16 protein-coding genes are annotated in these 17,817 nt (G+C 71.3%); 8 read left to right on the top strand and 8 right to left on the bottom strand.

Annotation, left to right across the window (positions count from 1 at the left end):
* Positions 1 to 28: 28 nt before the first annotated feature.
* The 4 genes from J7F03_RS15975 to J7F03_RS15960 form a co-directional block, all read right to left on the bottom strand.
* A complete protein-coding gene (locus J7F03_RS15975; protein ID WP_251071972.1) occupies positions 29 to 748 on the bottom strand; it encodes a hypothetical protein in 720 nt (239 codons plus the stop codon).
* Positions 745 to 2,478, bottom strand: coding sequence for a phosphatidylglycerol lysyltransferase domain-containing protein (locus J7F03_RS15970; protein ID WP_374104342.1), 1,734 nt, complete (start codon positions 2,476 to 2,478; stop codon positions 745 to 747). Before J7F03_RS15970 ends, J7F03_RS15975 begins: the two co-directional genes overlap by 4 nt.
* Before the next feature lie 266 nt (positions 2,479 to 2,744).
* Entirely contained in the window at positions 2,745 to 3,806 is a 1,062-nt protein-coding gene (gene cobT / locus J7F03_RS15965) for a nicotinate-nucleotide--dimethylbenzimidazole phosphoribosyltransferase (RefSeq protein ID WP_214949958.1), read from the bottom strand.
* A gap of 73 nt (positions 3,807 to 3,879) precedes the next feature.
* A complete protein-coding gene (locus J7F03_RS15960) occupies positions 3,880 to 5,085 on the bottom strand; it encodes a bifunctional adenosylcobinamide kinase/adenosylcobinamide-phosphate guanylyltransferase (RefSeq protein WP_214949957.1) in 1,206 nt (401 codons plus the stop codon).
* A gap of 104 nt (positions 5,086 to 5,189) precedes the next feature.
* On the opposite strand from J7F03_RS15960, the gene J7F03_RS15955 reads away from it, so the two are divergent.
* Positions 5,190 to 5,402, top strand: a complete 213-nt coding sequence (locus tag J7F03_RS15955) for a hypothetical protein (RefSeq protein ID WP_214949955.1) — start codon at positions 5,190 to 5,192, stop codon at positions 5,400 to 5,402.
* A 64-nt stretch (positions 5,403 to 5,466) separates the two neighbouring features.
* Here the strand turns inward: J7F03_RS15955 and J7F03_RS15950 are convergent, their stop codons facing one another.
* Both J7F03_RS15950 and J7F03_RS15945 read right to left on the bottom strand, forming a co-directional pair.
* Positions 5,467 to 6,225, bottom strand: coding sequence for a class I SAM-dependent methyltransferase (locus J7F03_RS15950; RefSeq protein ID WP_374104341.1), 759 nt, complete (start codon positions 6,223 to 6,225; stop codon positions 5,467 to 5,469).
* 53 nt (positions 6,226 to 6,278) lie between these two features.
* Positions 6,279 to 6,887: a DUF3043 domain-containing protein gene (locus tag J7F03_RS15945; protein WP_214949953.1), complete on the bottom strand. Its 609-nt coding sequence runs from the start codon at positions 6,885 to 6,887 to the stop codon at positions 6,279 to 6,281.
* A gap of 291 nt (positions 6,888 to 7,178) precedes the next feature.
* Here J7F03_RS15945 and J7F03_RS15940 point away from each other — a divergent pair, with 291 nt between their 5' ends.
* Both J7F03_RS15940 and J7F03_RS15935 read left to right on the top strand, forming a co-directional pair.
* Positions 7,179 to 7,973 carry a PspA/IM30 family protein gene (locus J7F03_RS15940; protein ID WP_214949951.1) on the top strand — a complete coding sequence of 265 codons (795 nt, stop codon included), beginning with the start codon at positions 7,179 to 7,181 and terminating at the stop codon, positions 7,971 to 7,973.
* Between the two features lie 13 nt (positions 7,974 to 7,986).
* Positions 7,987 to 8,265 carry a hypothetical protein gene (locus J7F03_RS15935; protein WP_214949950.1) on the top strand — a complete coding sequence of 93 codons (279 nt, stop codon included), beginning with the start codon at positions 7,987 to 7,989 and terminating at the stop codon, positions 8,263 to 8,265.
* Positions 8,266 to 8,334: 69 nt separating this feature from the next.
* On the opposite strand, the gene J7F03_RS15930 is transcribed toward J7F03_RS15935, so the two are convergent.
* Positions 8,335 to 9,105: a hypothetical protein gene (locus J7F03_RS15930; RefSeq protein WP_214949948.1), complete on the bottom strand. Its 771-nt coding sequence runs from the start codon at positions 9,103 to 9,105 to the stop codon at positions 8,335 to 8,337.
* Between the two features lie 85 nt (positions 9,106 to 9,190).
* Between J7F03_RS15930 and J7F03_RS15925 the strand changes: the two genes are divergently transcribed.
* The 4 genes from J7F03_RS15925 (at position 9,191) to J7F03_RS15910 (ending at position 15,829) form a co-directional block, all read left to right on the top strand.
* Positions 9,191 to 10,024 carry an adenosylcobinamide-GDP ribazoletransferase gene (locus J7F03_RS15925; RefSeq protein ID WP_214949946.1) on the top strand — a complete coding sequence of 278 codons (834 nt, stop codon included), beginning with the start codon at positions 9,191 to 9,193 and terminating at the stop codon, positions 10,022 to 10,024.
* Between the two features lie 59 nt (positions 10,025 to 10,083).
* Entirely contained in the window at positions 10,084 to 11,790 is a 1,707-nt protein-coding gene (locus J7F03_RS15920) for a glycosyltransferase (protein ID WP_214949944.1), read from the top strand.
* A gap of 34 nt (positions 11,791 to 11,824) precedes the next feature.
* Entirely contained in the window at positions 11,825 to 12,538 is a 714-nt protein-coding gene (locus J7F03_RS15915; protein ID WP_214949943.1) for a response regulator transcription factor, read from the top strand.
* Between the two features lie 159 nt (positions 12,539 to 12,697).
* Complete coding sequence (locus J7F03_RS15910) at positions 12,698 to 15,829, top strand: efflux RND transporter permease subunit (RefSeq protein WP_214949942.1); 3,132 nt, start codon at positions 12,698 to 12,700, stop codon at positions 15,827 to 15,829.
* Between the two features lie 69 nt (positions 15,830 to 15,898).
* Here the strand turns inward: J7F03_RS15910 and nadA are convergent, their stop codons facing one another.
* A complete protein-coding gene (gene nadA / locus J7F03_RS15905) occupies positions 15,899 to 17,086 on the bottom strand; it encodes a quinolinate synthase NadA (protein WP_214949941.1) in 1,188 nt (395 codons plus the stop codon).
* A 316-nt stretch (positions 17,087 to 17,402) separates the two neighbouring features.
* On the opposite strand from nadA, the gene erpA reads away from it, so the two are divergent.
* The gene (erpA, locus tag J7F03_RS15900; protein ID WP_214949940.1) at positions 17,403 to 17,759 is read left to right on the top strand and encodes an iron-sulfur cluster insertion protein ErpA; all 357 of its coding nucleotides are present in this window, start codon (positions 17,403 to 17,405) and stop codon (positions 17,757 to 17,759) included.
* Positions 17,760 to 17,817 lie beyond the last annotated feature (58 nt).

The raw sequence follows: 17,817 nt of genomic DNA, 5'->3' as shown, positions 1-17,817 counted from the left end.
TACGGTACGGCCTGCCCGTACCCCACCCCTATGCCCTGTGCGAGCTCCGGGGCGGCGGGGCCGGCGGGTGGAGGCCGAGGGGAGTGCGGGAGCGCTCCGGACCCCACTTGGCGCGCACATAGCAGAGCACCATGACCGAGGCGATGGCCGCCAGATGCTCCTTGCCCGCCAGGTTGTCCTTGAACAGCAGCTCGCCGATCATCACCACGATGACGACGGATCCGGTGACGTACGCCCGGTAGCGCCAGCAGACGTAGATCGCGAGCCCGACCACCGCCGCCGAGGGCCCGGTGTCGTTGACGATCCGGTCCGACACCGGCAGCCCGAAGGGGTGGTCCGCGCCGAGCGAGAGCCCGATCCGCGCGTACGTCGTCCCGGCCAGCGTGGCGACGTAGCCGATGGCCAGCGTGCGCCACCAGCCGATGCAGATCTCCGAGATCCCGAAGACCAGCAGGATCTGGGCGAGCGCACCCCACACCGGCAGGTCCAGCGCGGGCACGAACAGCGACAGGGGGGTCCGCAGCAGGGCCAGCCAGAGCGGGTCGACGGCTTTGACCGACCCGAGGTTCTGGACCGGCTGGAAGCCCCATGACGTGTTCTGCACGATCTGGAAGACCGAAGTCAGACAGACCGCGCCGATCGTCATCGGGATCGCCCGCCACTTGTCGTGGACGAGCGCGTCCCGGATCGTCCGGTACAGGGGCCCCCACTCGCGGCGGGCGAACCGCCGCAGTGAGGCAGTCGTCAACGCTTGCTCTCCAGATGTCTGCGGTGCATCCACTTCGGCAGGCCGGGGGCTTCCAGGAACCCCTCGGCCCGGCCCGCCGCGATACCGATCCGCAGCAGGTCCGAACTCTTCTCGAAGAGCATGAACCGCGGTTCCCAGATCGGCCGGTATTTGGCGTTGGCCCGGTAGAGGGACTCGATCTGCCACCAGCGCGAGAAGAAGCTCAGCAGCGAGCGCCACATGCGCAGCACCGGACCGGCGCCGAGCTTCGACCCACGCTCGAAGACGGAGCGGAACATCGCGAAGTTGAGCGAGACCTGTGTGACGCCGATCTCCTTTGAGCGCTCCAGGAGTTCGATGACCATGAACTCCATCAGACCGTTCTCGGAATCCCGGTCACGGCGCATCAGATCGAGCGACAGGCCCTTGGGTCCCCACGGCACGAAGGACAGCACGGCGCGTAGTGCGCCGTCGCCGTCGAAGCACTCCAGCATCACGCACTGGCCGTCGCCGGGATCGCCCAGTCGGCCCAGCGCCATCGAGAAGCCGCGCTCGGTCGCGCCGTCCCGCCAGTCGTCGGCGCGCAGCAGGAGCACGTCCATCTCGTCGGAGGGGATGTCGGCGTGGCGGCGGATGCGGACCGTGTATCCGGCCCGCTTGACGCGGTTGTACGCCTGCCGGACGGTCCGCATGGCGCGGCCCTCCAGGGTGAACTCGGCGGTCTCGACGATCGCCTCGTCGCCCAGCTCCAGCGCGTCCAGTCCGTGCCGGGCGTAGATCTGCCCGGCTTCCTCGCTGGCGCCCATCACCGCGGGGACCCAGCCGTGCTCGCGGGCCTCGGCCAGCCAGGGCTCGATGGCGCCGGGCCAGGCCTCGGGGTCGCCGATCGGGTCGCCGGAGGCCAGCGAGACCCCGCCGACGACGCGGTAGGTGACGGCGGCCTTGCCGGTGGGGGACCAGATGACGGACTTCTCTCGGCGCAGCGAGAAGTAGCCCAGGGAGTCGCGGTCCCCGTGCTTGGCGAGCAGCGCGCGCAGTTTCTCCTCGTCGTGCTCGCCGATCGGGTCGACGGCGCGGCGCGAGCGGAAGGCGGCGAACAGGACGGCGAGCAGCAGCACCGTCGACATGACGTTGATGGTGACGTCCACCCAGCCGGGGGTGGTGATCGCGTTGTACGCCTTGCCGTCGGGCGCCAGCGTGATCAGCCGCATCACTCCGTAGCGCCAGCGGGCCAGGAACGGTGCGTCGCCGGCGTCCGGGTCGGTGTTGGTCGCGCCGACCAGCAGGGCGGCGACGAGCGAGGTCACCAGCAGGCCGATGGAGGCGACGAGGCTGGCCAGCAGCGGGTTGGAGCGGTCGCCCTTGGCGTAGAACTCCCGGCGGCCCAGCAGCAGGGCGCCGACGAAGAGGGCGGTCAGCGCGAAGGCCACCCAGTTCTGGGCGTGGCTGCGGAACTCCGGGTAGCAGAAGTCGTCGGTCACGCCCGAGCAGGGGGTGAAGGAGGCGACGGCGGCCACGAGGAACGCCAGCAGCGTCAGCCCGCTCAGTACGAGGTTGAGGATCCAGGCGGCCCGCTTGCGGCGGCCCATCGTGACGGTGAGCAGCAGCGAGAAGGCCGCGGAGGCGAAGCCCGCCGTGAGCAGGTACGGGGTGTAGAAATCGGCGGTGCTGTGCCGGCGCAGGTCCTGGCCGAGCGAAACCCACACCGCGCTGAGGAAGTTGATGAAGGTGACGGCGCGCAAGTACCACACCGCGAAGGCGGCGCCGCGCCGCGATCGGGCGCTTCCCCTGCCGCCCTCCCGGCTGTTGCCGGGGCCGTTCCCCTGGCCGGTTTCCCGGCCGCCCCCTGTTTTGCCGTTGCCGTTCGGATCCCCACCGGTTCCTCGGTCGGTCTTCCGTTCGGTCTCTGCGCTGGTCAAACGGACCTCTCCCATAAAAAGCGATGATATGGGGCGTCGCAGTCCGTGCTCGGCGTCCGGAGGACCGCGGCCTGGTCAGGACTGCGGGCCCCGGTGACTCACTCCTTCGGCTCGGCCGCCCGCTCCGGGAGTTCCGCCGCGAGTGCGGCGGCCGCCTGGACGAGGGGAAGAGCCAGCAATGCCCCGGTTCCTTCTCCCACAGTGACGCCGTGGTCGAGTACAGGGTTGAGCGCCATCCGGTCCAGGGCCTTGGCCTGGCCGGGCTCCCCGCTGGCCTGTCCGGCCAGCCACCAGTCCGGGGCCCGGAAAGCGGCCCGCTGGGCCACCAGTCCGCAGGCCGCCGAGACGACTCCGTCGAGGATGACGGGGGTCCGGCGGACCGCGCACTGGAGCAGGAAACCGGTGATCGCGGCGACGTCCGCGCCGCCTACGGCCGCGAGCAGCGCGACCTGGTCCCCGAGGACGGGCCGGGCGCGTCGCAGCGCGTCGCGGATCGCCGCGCACTTGCGCATCCAGGCCAGGTCGTCGATGGGCACGCCGCCGCGGCCGGTGACGACGGAGGCGTCGGTGCCGCACAGGGCGGCGACGAGCGTCGCGGCGACGGTGGTCCCGCCGACGCTCAGATCCCCGAGCACGATCAGGTCGGTCCCGGAGTCGGCTTCCTCGTCGGCGATCCGCATCCCGAGCCGCAGCGCCGCCGTGGCCTCCTCGGCCGTCAGCGCGTCCTCCACGTCGATCCGTCCGCTGCCGCTGCGTACGCGGTGCTTGGTGATCTCCTCCGGCAGCAGCGCGGGGTCGCACTCCAGGCCCGCGTCGACGATCCGTACGGAGGCGCCGAGCCGCCCGGCCAGGATGGCCACGGGGCTCGTCCCGTCGAGCACGGCCCGCACCAGCTCGTGGGCGCTGCCGGCGGGCCGTGCGGACACCCCCTCGGCGGCGATCCCGTGGTCGGCGGCGAACAGTACGACGCGCGGCCGCTCGATCGGCGCGACCGGCACCCGCCCCTGCGCGGCGGCCAGCCACTCGGCGAGCTCGTCGAGCCGCCCCAGCGCACCGACCGGCACGGCCAGCCGCTCACGGCGTTCCTCGGCATCACGCCGCACGCCCCCGTCGGGGCGCTCGATCAGATCGGAGAAGTCGTCGAGATTCAGCGTGGTCATCTGCCAGAGCGTACAGCCGAGCCCCGCGGCGCCCGACCGGCCTCGGCGGTCCGGATCGGCCCGGGCCGCGGGGCTATTCCTTGAGGACCGCCACCTGCCCCGCCACCACCAGCAGCACGTGCTCGCACTCGCCCGCGACCTCCGCGTTCAGCCGGCCCAGCTCGTCCCGGAACCGCCGTCCCGACGCGGTCGCGGGGACCACGCCGGAGCCGACCTCGTTGCTGACGAGCACGACCGTCCGACGGGTCGCGCGGACGGCGGCCGCGAGCTCGGCGGTCCGTTCCCGCAGCTCCTTCGCGCCGCCGTTCGTCCAGACCGCGTCGTCCCAGGCACCCACCCGGTCCATCGCGTCCGTCAGCCACAGCGACAGGCAGTCGATCAGCAGCGGCGGGCCCTCCTGCGCCAGCAGCGGGGCCAGCTCGCAGGTCTCCACCGTCCGCCAGGAGGCCGGCCGCCGCTCCCGGTGGAGCCCGACCCGCGCCGACCACTCCGCGTCGCCGTCCCGCGTGCCGCCCGTGGCGACGTAGACGACCTCGGGGTAGCCGGTCAGCCGGCGCTCCGCCTCGTACGACTTCCCCGAGCGGGCCCCGCCCAGGACCAGGGTCCGGCGCGGCACGGCCGGCGGCGCGTGGTACTCCCCGGCCGTCACCGTGGTCCCGTCCGGCACCGCCCGCGCGCCGGCGGCCGCGCAGCGGCGCTCCAGCTCCGGGCCCGGCGGGGTGTCGTGGTCCAGGTGGACGGCGATCACGTCCGTCGCCGGGCCCACCGCCCCGCTCGCCCGCAGCCGCGCCATGGCCTCGGGCCGGCCGAGCACGTCGGCCAGGACCACGTCGTACGGGCGCCGCCCGCTCGTGCCGTCGGTTCCGGCGGGCGCGCCGCCGGGCGGCAGGTACAGCACCCGGCCGCCGTCCGGCCCGGTCACCTCGTAGCCGGTGCCCGGCGAGTCCATCGGCACCGCCCGCACCCGGTGCCCGGAGATCACCGCGAGTTCCCGCCCGTCCGGCACCCGCCCGGCCGCGGGCAGCCCCGGCGGCAGCTCGACGGCCGGTCCGTCGTGCGGATGGGTCAGCAGGACCTGCCGTACGGCGGCCAGGGAGTGCCCCGCGCGCGCACCCGCGAGCACGGCTCCGGGGGTCAGGTCGAGCAGCAGCGCCCCGTCCACGAGTACGGCCGTGGCGGCGCGTGCCCGGGGGCCGACGCTGACCGCGCAGGCGGCGCAGGGACAGCCGGGGCGGGGCAGTCCTTCGGGTGTGCCGGTGCCGAGCAGAGTGAGTTCCACAGGATGATCCTCCCGCGTCGCCGAGACTGCTGCGCGCCCGGTTAGTCTGCGGGCACACTCAAGGCGAGAAGCGTGCGAGTGGCGGACGAGCAACGGAGGCGGACATGGCGTGGACGTGGCGGTTCGAGACGGCGGACGGCAGTGAGACGAGTCCGTCGGTGGTGCCCGAGGAGTTCACCACGCAGGGGGACGCCGAGTCGTGGATCGGCGAGTACTGGAAGGACCTGCTGGAGGGTGGCACCGAGAACGTGAAGCTGTCCGACGACAGCGGCACCGAGCTCTACACGATGAGCCTGAGCGAGGCGCTGGACGCCTGAGCCGGATGGCGAGGAGCCCGGGCCCGTCCGCGGGTCCGGGCTCCGGTGTGTCGCGGGGCGGGGTTCAGCCGCGTACGCCGCACAGGTGCAGCAGTGCGGCGATCCCGCGGTACGGGTCGGTCCGCCCGGCGCGGTCCTCGGCGGCGAGGAGGCGTTCCAGCTCCTCGTCGGCGGGGAGCTCCTCCCCGGCCTCGGTGCCGTCGGTGAAGACGCGCACGCCGTACCAGGTCTGCAGCGGGGCGCCGATGCCGGACAGGGTCGCGGTCAGCGCGGCCAGCCGGTCGGAGCGTACGTCCAGGCCGAGCCGGTTGGTGTAGCCGACGGTGTCGAAGGCGGCCAGCGCGGCAGGCCAGTCGCCGTCAAGGCCGGGCCGCATGGCGAGCGCGTCGCCGTTGCGCACCAGCAGGGACAGCAGGCCGCCGGGGGCCAGCATCCGGGCGAGCCCGGCGAGCATGGCGTCCGGCTCGGGCACGTACATGAGGACGCCGTGGCAGAGCACGACGTCGAAGCTGCCCGGCAGGAAGTGCGCGCCGGTCTCCCGGCCGTCGCCCTCCATGAGGCGGACACGGTCCTGGATCCCGGCGGGCTCGGCGGCCAGCGCCTCACGGGCGACGGCCAGCATGTCGGGGTCCTGCTCCAGGCCGGTCACCTTGTGCCCGGCGCGGGCCAGGCGCAGCGCCTGGGTGCCCTGGCCCATGCCGACGTCGAGGACGCGCAGCCGCTGCCCGACGGGGAAGCGGTGCGCGATCTGCTCGTCGACCTGGCGGCCGACGAGCTCCTGGCGGACGGCGTTGCGCAGTCCGCCCAGGCCCTCCAGCCACAAACGGGCCCCGTCCGCGAACCCGCCCCCGCCGAACGCTCCGGGCGTCCCTCGGCTCAGGGCCGTTCCCCGCGCTTGACCTGCGGCTTCGGCAGACGGAGCCGGCGCATCTGAAGGGTGCGCATGAGGCCGTACGCGACGGCGCCGCGCTTGGGCTCGTCCGGGAAGCGCTGGTTCAGGGCCTTGCGCAGGCGGATGAACATGCCGATGGAGTCGAGGATGATCAGCGCGATCACGCCGAGCCACAGCGTCAGCGCGACGTTCTGGATGGACGGCACCCGGACCATGCTGAGCACCAGGATGATCACTGCCAGGGGCAGGAACATCTCGGCGACGGAGAAGCGGGAGTCCACGAAATCGCGCACGTAGCGGCGGACGGGGCCCTTGTCGCGGTTGGGCAGATAACGCTCGTCGCCACTGGCGAGAGCCTCGCGCTGCTTGGCCATCTCGACTCGACGGCGCTCACGGGCTCGCTTGGCATCCTCCTTGCGATTGCCGGTCGAGGCCACCACGGCCTTGCGCTGCGACTGGGCCACAGCACGCTTCGGCGTAGGGCGGCCCTTCGGGGCCTGCGGGTCACGGGACTGCGAGAGGTCGGCGCTCACCTTGTCGGTGGCGGCGGCCTTCTCTTCCTTGGAGGAGCGGCTACCAAACACAAAACCCAAGGGTACGTGGTCATGGGCACGGGCCCCACCCCGGCGGGGAACGATCCGGCAACGGCGGGCGTCCTTCTAGTTGCGGACCCGCGAGCGGGCCGTGAGGGGAGCACCTACTCCTTACGCCTGACACGGCGGCGGAGTAGTCGTCCTGGAGGAGGAGCGCATCCGCACTCGAACAGTGCGGTAATGGAGACAGGGCCCGTACTGTGGGTTCTGTGGCGATCATCTCGGGTGACCGGGGATCGCGACTGTCGGTGACCGGAGCGAAGTCCGTCTAGAAGGGGGCGCGCGAAGCCCATGAGCGGTGTCATGAAGCGTATGGGGATGATCTTCCGCGCGAAGGCGAACAAGGCCCTTGACCGGGCCGAGGACCCGCGCGAGACCCTCGACTACTCGTACCAGAAGCAGCTTGAACTGCTGCAGAAGGTACGCCGCGGCGTCGCCGATGTGGCGACCTCCCGCAAGCGGCTGGAACTGCAGCTGAACCAGCTCCAGGGCCAGTCCAGCAAGCTGGAGGACCAGGGCCGCAAGGCCCTCGCCCTGGGCCGCGAGGACCTGGCCCGCGAGGCCCTGTCCCGCCGGGCCTCCCTGCAGCAGCAGGTCAGCGACCTGGAGGTGCAGCACCAGACCCTTCAGGGCGAGGAGGAGAAGCTGACCCTCGCCGCGCAGCGGCTGCAGGCCAAGGTGGACGCCTTCCGCACCAAGAAGGAGACGATCAAGGCCACGTACACGGCGGCCCAGGCGCAGACCCGGATCGCCGAGTCCTTCTCGGGCATCTCCGAGGAGATGAGCGACGTCGGCCTCGCCATCCAGCGTGCCGAGGACAAGACGGCCCAGCTGCAGGCCCGCGCCGGCGCGATCGACGAACTGCTCGCCTCGGGCGCGCTCGACGACCAGAGCGGCCTCGGCTCCAAGGACGACATCCAGGCCGAGCTGGACCGCCTCTCCGGCGGGACGGACGTGGAGCTGGAGCTCCAGCGGATGAAGGCCGAGCTGGCGGGCGGCACCTCCGCCCCGCAGCAGGCCATCGAGGGCGGCGCCCCGGGCACCGGCCAGCCGTCGCAGACCCAGCACCGGTTCGACAAGCAGTAGGACGGGGCCCGTCATGATTGTCCGCATCATGGGGGAAGGCCAGTGGAAGCTGGCAGACGGTCACTTCGCCGAGCTCAACAAGCTGGACGACGAGCTGCTCGCGGAGATGGAGAGCGGTGACGAGGAGGGCTTCCGGCGCACGCTGGGCGCACTGCTCGACGCCGTGCGCCGGCTCGGCGAGCCGCTTCCGGACGAGGCGCTGGAGCCGTCGGAGCTGATCCTGCCGGCGCCGGAGGCCACGCTGGACGAGGTCAAGGAGCTGCTCGGCGACGACGGCCTGATCCCGGGCTGACGGACGCCGAAGGAAGTACGTGAAAGGGCCCGCCCCCGACGGGCGGGCCCTTTCACGCGGTCCACGTGGTCAGGGTCGACGCAACTCGTTCTCCGAGGCCCGCTCCGGGTCCGGGGTCCCGCCGATGAAGTTCTCGAACTTGCGGCGCGGCGCCGCCCACCTGCGGTCGTGGTGGAACGCGCGCAGCCCCGACTTGGCCCGGGCCTTCGGGCGGTTCGCGTAGAACCTGCGCGCGTACGGGGAACCGGGCCGGGCCAGCCGGATCGCGCCGATCAGCGCGACGAAGGGGATGACCGTGCCGAAGAACGCGGTGCGCGGTTTGCCCTTCCACAGGGCGATCAGGGCCAGGAAGAAGTTGGTCGCCGTGTTCATGGCGACGAGCCCGCGGTTGTGCCGCTCCGCCTCGGTGAGGTCGTTGACCCCGAAGGGCAGGAATCCGCCCAGGACCAGGGCCACGATCGCCGCCGTCAGGACCACGATCTCCACGCTCTTGCGGCCCTGCTCGCTCCAGTACACGTCGTCCAGGTGGAGGATCAGCGCGAACTCGTCCAGCACCAGGCCCGCGCCCAGGCCGAAGATCACGGCCGAGAGTCCCGCCCCGAAACTGTGCCGGCTGCTGCCGATCGCACCGAAACCGCCGATGATCACGAGGATCACGCCGGGGACCACGTGGTGGACGTGGATCCCGCCCGGGGTGACGTTCTTGAACGGCCCCCGCCCCGCCCGGATCATCCGGGTGATCACACGGGTGACCAGGAAGGACAGGACGAAGGAGACCAGGGCGAGGAGCAGGGGGAGCTTCCCCGGTTCCATGATGTTTCGATACCACCAGTGACCCATACCGCAGACTTTCTGTTCGGCAGCTCCCGATTTGGTCCGTAATGGGTAACTTACCGTCCACCGTGAGCGGGTAGCGTTCGCGCCGATGACTGATTCGTACGATGGCCCGATTTCGACGCCGCCCCCGACGCCGCCCCCGGAGCGGGCCTCCCTGCTCGACGGGGTGCGCTTCGCCTTCGGCACGCTCACCGTGCTGCCCGCGCGGATCACCCGCTGGGACCGCCCCGCCGCCCGGACCGGCATGGCCTGCGCCCCGCTCGCCGGGCTCGTCGTGGGACTCCTCGCGGCCGTGCCCGGCGTGCTCCTGCTGCTGTGCGGGGGCGGCCCGCTGCTGGCCGCGGCCGTCACCGTCGCCGTCCCGGCGGCCCTGACCCGCGCCCTGCACCTGGACGGCCTCGCCGACACGGCCGACGGACTGGGCAGCGCCAAGCCGGCCGAGGCCGCGCTGCGCATCATGAAGCAGTCCGACATCGGCCCCTTCGGGGTGGTGGCGCTGGTGATCGTCCTGCTGGTCCAGGTCGCGGCGCTGTCGAACGCGTACGCCGACAGCTGGATCCGCGGCGCCCTCGCCGCCGTGCTCGCCGCCGTCACGGCCCGGCTCGCGATGACCCTGGCCTCCCGCGACGGAGTACCGCCGGCCCGCCCCGGGGGGCTGGGCGCGGCCGTAGCCGGCGCGGTCCCGCGCGGCGCGGCCGCCGCGATCGCCGCGGTCACGGTGGTGCTGGCGGCCGCCGCCGCGCTGCCGCTGGGCCTGCCGTACGCCGGCCAGTACGCGGCGGCGGTCCTTGCGGCCCTGCTGGCGTCGGAGCTCCTGCTCCGCCGCTGCGTGCGCCGCTTCGACGGAGTCACGGGCGACGTGTTCGGCGCCCTGGCCGAGGTCTCGGCGACGACCGCCCTGGTGGTGCTCGCACTGGGCTGAGCCGGGCCGGTTCGGGAGGCCGGAAGGCGGTCCCACGAGGTCGAATATAGTTTCGCGTCATGCAGCGCGAGCACATCCCCGACGTATCCGTGATCATCGCCGTCTACAACGCGATGCCGTATCTCGTGGAGTGCCTCGACTCGGTCGTGAACCAGAGCATCGGCATCGAGCGGATCGAAGTGATCGCGGTCGACGACGGGTCCACGGACGGCAGCGGCGCCGAGCTGGACCGCTACGCCGCCCGCCATCCGCAGATGCGGGTCGTGCACCAGGCGAACTCGGGCGGCGCGAGCGCGCCCCGCAACCGCGCCCTCGACATGGCCCGGGGCCGCTACGTGTACGTGGTCGACGCCGACGACTACCTCGGCCCGGAGGCGCTGGGGCGCCTGGTGGGGATGGCCGACAGCCAGGACAGCGACGTGGTCCTCGGCAAGCAGGTCGGACTCGGCCGGGTCGTTTCGGACAAGGCGTACCGGCACGCCGAACGCGCGGACCTCTACACGTCAGAGGTGTACCGGTCGCTGAGGAGCTTCAAGCTCATCCGGCGCGCGGTCCTGGAGTACAACCGGATCCGCTACCCGGAAGACCTCTGGTACGGCGAGGACCAGGTCTTCATGACCGCCGCGTACCTCGCCGCCCGGAAGATATCGGTGGTCGGGGACTACGACTGCTACTTCTTGCGCAAGCGCGAGGACGGCGGCAACATCACCTCGCGGCCCAGGACCGCGTGGGAGAACGTCGAGTCCATCGACCGCACGATGCGGATGGTCTCGGACGCGGTGCGGGACCCGGTGGGACGCCGCCGCATGCTGGGGCGCCACTTCCGCGCCCTGATGCAGAGGATGACGGCGGCCGCGCGGGCGCGCGCGAGCCGGCCCGACTACGCCGCCGAGGTGTACTGGCGCTGCAAGGCGATGTGCGAGGCGTACTGGACATCCGACATGTACGGGGAGCTCCCGCACATCGACCGGATCCGGATGTACTGCTTCCTGTACGGGGCGATGGAGGCCTTCGAGCAGCTCGCCGCGTACAACCCGGAGAAGGCCCCGCCCGGGCAGATCGTCGACAACGGCCGCGTCTACCGCCCCTTCCCGCTCTTCCGCGACCCCGCCGTCGGACTCCCGGACGGCCTCTTCGAGATCACCGACACCCTCAAGGTGGTGCACCGGCTCGACTCGCTGGCGTGGAAGGGCAACAGGATGCGCCTCACCGGCCGCGGGTACATCACCTCCCTCGGCGCCGGACGGATGACCACCGAACTGGCGCTGCGGCAGCGCGAGACCGGGGTGGAGTACCTGGTCCCGGTCACCGCGTGCCCCTCGTCCGACTCCGTGGGCGGCCCGGCCGGCCCGACCGGCTTCGAGGTGGTGACGGACCCCGCGTCCGTCGACGGCGAGCCGATCCTCTCCGGCTTCGAGGTGGAGGTGGACCTCGCGTCCGTCGGCGGCGAGCCGATCCTCTCCGGCTTCGAGGTGGAGGTGGACCTCGCGTCCGTCGGCGGCGGGCCGATCCCCACCGGCACCTGGGACCTCTTCCTCAACGTCCGCACGGACGGCGTGATGCGCCCGGCCCGTCTCGGGCGCCACGCGGCACCCGGGCTCGACCGGACGGCGCGCCGGCCGCGGGTGGTCCACCAGGACCCCGCCTCGGGGACCGAACTGGCCGCGACCGTCTTCTTCACCGCGGGTTACGACAACGTCAGCATCGAGGTGACCCGCAGGCTCCCCCTCCCCCTCCCCGCCACCGTTCCGGCTCCGGCGGGCTGATCCGCGCCGCGCGGGGACGACGTAGGGTCGGGGCGTGGAAGAGACCGCGACCCCCGGCCCGACACCCATCAGGGTGCTGCTCGCCGACGACCAGGCGCTGCTGCGCAGCGCGTTCAAGGTGCTCGTCGACTCCGAACCCGACATGCGGGTCGTCGGCGAGGCCTCCGACGGAGCGCAGGCCTTCGAGCTGGCGCGCGGGGTCCGGCCCGATGTCGTGCTCATGGACATCCGGATGCCCGGCACCGACGGCCTCGCCGCCACCCGCCTGATCAGCGCCGATCCCGAGCTGGCCGACGTGCGCGTGGTGATGCTGACGACCTTCGAGGTCGACGAGTACGTCGTGGCGGCCCTGCGGGCGGGCGCCTCCGGCTTCCTCGGCAAGGGCGCCGAACCCGACGAGCTGCTCAACGCCATCCGCGTCGCGGCCGCCGGCGACGCGCTGCTCTCCCCGGCCGCCACCAAGGGGCTCATCGCCACCTTCCTCGCCCAGGGCGGCGGCGCCGCCGACACGATCGCCACCGCCGCGCACGCGCAGCGCCTGGCCGCGCTGACCGGACGCGAGCGCGAGGTCCTCGTCCTCGTCGCGGCGGGCCTGTCCAACGACGAGATCGCCGGCCGGCTGGAAGTCAGCCCGCTCACCGTCAAGACGCACGTGAACCGGGCCATGGCCAAACTGGGCGCCCGTGACCGCGCCCAATTGGTGGTCATCGCCTACGAATCGGGACTAGTCCGGCCCAGGGCAGAGTAGGCCCGTCTACTGCGGACGCGGTATGCCCGGGGTAAGGACGGGACTTGGGGCCGACGCTGCGGTGCCCGCGCACACGACAGGCTGAAGGTGCCTCGCGTGTGCCCGACGGCATGACTACGTAGACGTCACCCACGTCACTGCAGAGAGATCCCCATACCCATGTTCCGGCTGTCCCGCTTCAGCCTGGCCCAAAGGGCGCTGATCGGCCTCGTGTCGATCGTCGCGCTCCTCTTCGGTGCCATAGCCATCCCGCAGCTCAAGCAGCAGCTGCTGCCCTCCATGGATCTGCCGATGGTGTCCGTGCTCGCGCCGTACCAGGGCGCCTCGCCCGACGTGGTGGAGAAGCAGGTCGTCGAACCGATCGAAGCCATGCTCAAGGGCGTCGACGGCATCACCGGCATCACCTCCACCGCCAGCGAGGGCAACGCCGTCATCATGGCGACCTTCGACTACGGGGACACCGGCACCAAGCAGCTCGTCGCCGACGTGCAGCAGGCCGTCAACCGGGCCCGCGTCCGGCTGCCTTCCGAGGTCGACCCGCAGGTGATCGCCGGATCCACCGACGACATGCCGACCGTGGTCCTCGCCGTCACCTCCGACAAGGACCAGCAGGCTCTCGCCGACCAGCTGAACAAGTCCGTCGTCCCCGTCCTGGAGGACATCGCGGGCGTCGGCCAGGTCAGCGTCAACGGCGTCCAGGACCTCCAGGTCACCGTCACCCCGGACGAAACCAGGCTCGCCGCCGCCGGCCTCGACGGCGCGGCCCTGGCCCAGGGCCTCCAGGCGGGCGGCGCCACCGTCCCCGCCGGTTCCTTCGACGAGGCGGGCAAGAACCGCACCGTGCGCGTCGGTTCGGGCTACACCTCGCTCGCCCAGCTGGAGGAGCTGCGCCTCACCGCCGGTCCGGGCAAGCCGGCCGTCCGCCTCGGTGACGTGGCGAGCGTGAAGCAGGAGCCCGCCAAGGCCGACTCCATCACCCGCACCAACGGCAAGCCCAGCCTCGCCCTGGTCCTCACGATGGACAAGGACGGCAGCGCCGTCGCCATCTCGGACGCGGTCAAGGACAAGCTGCCCGAGCTCCGCTCCACCCTCGGCTCCGGCGCCGACCTCACCGTGGTCAGCGACCAGGGCCCGGCCGTCGCCAAGTCCATCTCGGGCCTGACCACCGAGGGCCTGCTCGGCCTGCTCTTCGCGGTCATCGTGATCCTGGTCTTCCTCGGCTCGCTGCGCTCGACGCTGGTCACCGCGGTCTCCATCCCGCTGTCCGTCGTCCTCGCGCTGATCGTGCTGTGGACCCGCGACCTGTCCCTCAACATGCTGACGCTCGGCGCGCTCACCATCGCCATCGGGCGGGTCGTCGACGACTCGATCGTGGTCCTGGAGAACATCAAGCGCCACCTCGGCTACGGCGAGGAGCGCGAGAGCGCGATCATCACCGCGGTCAGGGAAGTGGCCGGCGCGGTCACCTCCTCCACGCTCACCACCGTCGCCGTCTTCCTGCCGATCGCCTTCGTCGGAGGCATGGTCGGCGAGTTCTTCGGCCCGTTCTCGATCACCGTCGCCGCGTCCCTGCTGGCCTCGCTGATCGTCTCCTTGACCGTCGTGCCGGTCCTCTCGTACTGGTTCCTGCGCGCGCCCGAGGGCGTGAGCGCGGGGGACGCCGAGAGCGTCGAGCGGGCGCGCCGCGAGGCCGAGGAGAAGGAGTCGCGCAGCAAGCTGCAGCGGTTCTACGTACGGGCCCTGGCACTGGTCACCCGCCGCCGGCTCGCCACCCTGGCCGTCGCCGTCGTGGTGCTCGTCGCGACACTCGGCATGACCCCGCTGCTCAAGACGAACTTCTTCGACCAGGGCGAGCAGGAAGTCCTGTCCGTCAAGCAGCAGCTGCCCCCCGGCACCTCGCTGGCAGCCGCCGACGAGGCGAGCCGCAAGGTCGAGAAGGTCCTGTCCGAGACCGACGGCGTCAAGGACTACCAGGTCACCGTCGGCTCCTCCGGCTTCCTGGCCGCCTTCGGCGGCGGTACCGGCTCCAACCAGGCCTCGTACGCGGTCACGCTGGAGAGCTCGGACGACGCCGACGCCGTGAAGAAGCACATCGAGACCGCCCTGAAGGGGCTCGACGGCATCGGCGACACCACCATCGCTGCGGGCGACGGCTTCGGCAGCCAGAACCTCAGTGTCGTCGTCAAGGCCGGTGACGGGGCCGTCCTCGCCAAGGCCGCCGAGCAGGTCCGCGCCGAGGTGGCCAAGCTCGAGGACGTCACCGACGTCCAGAGCGACCTGTCCCAGTCCGTGCCCCGGATCTCGGTCACCGCGACCCCCAAGGCGGCGGAGTTCGGCCTGAACCAGGCCGCGCTCGGCGCCATCGTCGGCCAGGCCGTACGGGGCAACCCGGCGGGCAAGGCCGTACTGGACAACACCGAGCGGGACATCGTCATCAAGTCCGCGCAGCCGGCCGCCACCCTGGCCCAGCTGCAGGCGCTGCCCGTCGGCCCCGTCAAGCTCGGCGACATCGCCGACGTCAAGGAGGTCCCCGGCCCGGTCGCGATGACCCGGATCGACGGCGCCCGCGCCGCCACCGTCACCGCGAAGCCGATCGGCGACAACACCGGCGCCGTCAGCGCCACCCTGCAGTCGAAGATCAAGGCCCTGGACCTGCCCGCGGGCGCCACGGCCCGCATCGGCGGCGTCGGGCAGGACCAGAGCGAGGCCTTCGGCTCGCTGGGCCTGGCCATGCTCGCGGCCATCGCGATCGTCTTCATGCTGCTGGTGGCGACGTTCCGTTCGCTGGTCCAGCCGCTGATCCTGCTGGTCTCCATCCCGTTCGCGGCGACCGGCGCGCTCGGCCTGCTCCTGGTCACCGGCACCCCGCTCGGCGTCCCGGCGCTGATCGGCATGCTGATGCTCATCGGCATCGTGGTGACCAACGCGATCGTCCTGATCGACCTGATCAACCAGTACCGGGCCCAGGGCTACGGCGTGGTCGAGGCGGTCGTCGAGGGCGGCCGCCACCGCCTGCGCCCCATCCTGATGACGGCACTGGCGACGATCTTCGCGCTGCTCCCGATGGCGCTGGGCGTCACGGGTGAGGGCGGCTTCATCTCGCAGCCGCTCGCGGTGGTCGTCATCGGCGGCCTGATCAGCTCCACGCTGCTGACGTTGCTCCTGGTGCCGACGCTCTACACGATGCTGGAGCTCCGCAAGGAGCGCCGCCGCGCGAAGAAGACGGCCCGCCTGACCGTGGTCCCCTCGCCGTCCGCCTCCTCGGAGGACGAGAGCCCGGTCAAGGTCTGACGCGCCACCCGCACACGCCGAAGGGCCACCCAGGAGGGGCGGCCCTTCGGGCGTCACGGGGGAGGAGGGCTACGGAAGCGCGAGCATCCGCTCCAGGGCGAGCTTCGCGAAGCTCTCGGTCTCCTTGTCGACCTGGATCTGGTTGACGAGGTTGCCCTCGGCCAGGGACTCCAGGGTCCACACCAGGTGGGGGAGGTCGATGCGGTTCATGGTCGAGCAGAAGCAGACCGTCTTGTCGAGGAAGACGACTTCCTTGTCCTCCGCGGCGAAACGGTTCGCCAGGCGGCGTACGAGGTTCAGCTCGGTGCCGATGGCCCACTTGGAGCCGGAAGGGGCCGCCTCCAGCGCCTTGATGATGTACTCGGTGGAGCCGACGTAGTCCGCGGCCGCCACGACCTCGTGCTTGCACTCGGGGTGGACCAGCACGTTGACGCCGGGGATGCGGGCGCGCACGTCGTTGACCGAGTCGACCGAGAAGCGGCCGTGCACGGAGCAGTGCCCGCGCCACAGGATCATCTTTGCGTTCCGCAGCTGCTCGGCGGTCAGGCCGCCGTTCGGCTTGTGCGGGTTGTAGAGCACGCAGTCGTCCAGGGACATGCCCATGTCGCGGACGGCGGTGTTGCGGCCGAGGTGCTGGTCCGGGAGGAAGAGCACCTTCTCGCCCTGCTCGAACGCCCACTCCAGGGCCTTCTTGGCGTTGGACGACGTACAGATGGTGCCGCCGTGCTTGCCGGTGAAGGCCTTGATGTCGGCCGAGGAGTTCATGTACGAGACGGGGACCGTGCTGCCGGCTATGCCGGCCTCGGTCAGCACGTCCCAGCACTCCGCGACCTGCTCGGCGGTGGCCATGTCGGCCATCGAGCAGCCCGCCGCGAGGTCGGGCAGGACGACCTTCTGGTCGTCCGAGGTGAGGATGTCCGCGGACTCGGCCATGAAGTGGACGCCGCAGAAGACGATGTACTCGGCCTCCGGCTTGGCGGCCGCGTCCTTGGCGAGCTTGAAGGAGTCGCCGGTGACGTCGGCGAACTCGATGACCTCGTCACGCTGGTAGTGGTGGCCGAGGATGAAGACCTTGTCCCCGAGCTTCTCCTTGGCGGCGCGGGCGCGCTCCACCAGGTTCGGGTCGGACGGCGAGGGCAGGTCGCCGGGGCACTCCACCCCGCGCTCGCTCTTGGGGTCGGCCTCGCGGCCGAGCAGCAGCAAGGCAAGGGGCGTCGGCTGGACGTCCAAAGGCTGGGCGGTGGTCACGACACGCACCCTTTCTGTTCTGCGACAAGGGACTTCTGAAGACATTGCTTCGACTTCTCGTCTATTTGACGCTATCTATCATAACCGCTTCACGTCACTTTGACGATGCCGATAGTGTCGATGTGACGAATTCGCCCGCGCCGGGTAGGGGCGGCCCGTCCGCGATAGGGGTCACCTCCGCACGGCGGTGTGCGAGCATGGAATATCTGAGACAAGCGTCGGGCCCCGGAATGAATCCGCGGTCCCGCTCGTTGCCACCGACGGCAAGAGTCCGACGTTTCCCCGCACCCGCGCGGGGAGCCGCCCACTTCGGGAGTGAATGCAGATGTCCGTACAGGACGAAAAGACCACCGTGAGCGACGGCATCCTCCTGTCCGACGCCGCCGCCGAGAAGGTCAGGACCCTGCTGGAGCAGGAAGGCCGTGAAGACCTGGCCCTGCGCGTAGCCGTCCAGCCCGGTGGCTGCTCGGGCCTGCGCTACCAGCTCTTCTTCGACGAGCGCTCCCTCGACGGCGACGTCGTGAAGGACTTCGACGGCGTCAAGGTCGTCACCGACCGGATGAGCTCCCCGTACCTGCACGGTGCCTCGATCGACTTCGTCGACACCATCGAGAAGCAGGGCTTCACCATCGACAACCCGAACGCCACGGGCTCCTGCGCCTGCGGCGACTCCTTCAGCTAAGCCTGCAGGACCGCGAGAGGGGCCCGCCGCCGGACATCCGGTGGCGGGCCCCTCTCGT

It is taken from the genome of Streptomyces sp. ISL-43 (genome assembly GCF_018614195.1).
Classification (GTDB): Bacteria; Actinomycetota; Actinomycetes; order Streptomycetales; family Streptomycetaceae; genus Streptomyces.
Note: the sequence above shows the minus strand (reverse complement) of the source record. Positions and strands in the feature narration are given on the sequence as shown.